Here is a 519-nt window from a genome sequence, read left to right on the forward strand (position 1 = left end):
GAAGGCATCTTCACCGAACTGAACTACCAGCTCACCGGCCTCGTCCGCGACCACCACGGCCGCACCATCCAACCCACAGCATCCATCATGGACAGCCAGAGCGTGAAGACCTCCACCAACGTCCCACTGGCCACCCAGGGCACCGACGCCGGAAAGAAGATCGTCGGCCGTAAACGCGGCATCATCACCGACACCCTCGGCCTGCTCCTCGCCGTCATCGTCACCGCCGCCAGCGCCAGCGACAACGCCATCGGCACGGACCTACTCGACCGGGCCACCACCGCCTACCCGACCCTGACCAAGACCTGGGTCGACGCCGGATTCAAGAACCGCGTCGTCGAACACGGCGCCGCACTCGGCGTCGACGTCGAGATCGTCACCAAAGACCCGCAGGCCAAGGGCTTCAGCGTGGTCAAACGCCGATGGGTCGTCGAACGCACGATCGGCTGGCTCATGCACCACCGCCGACTCGTCCGCGACTACGAAACCCGACCCGACAACTCCGCCAGCATGATCACC

The 519-nt window shown here is 65.3% G+C and carries 1 protein-coding gene; it reads left to right on the forward strand.

Annotated features, from left to right (window positions below; translation table 11 throughout):
• A partial coding sequence (locus ACLQ2S_RS27160) for a transposase (protein ID WP_425703828.1) occupies positions 1 to 519 on the forward strand: 519 nt, incomplete at both ends.

This window comes from Micromonospora sp. DT48 (assembly GCF_049844495.1).
Lineage (GTDB): Bacteria > Actinomycetota > Actinomycetes > Mycobacteriales > Micromonosporaceae > Micromonospora.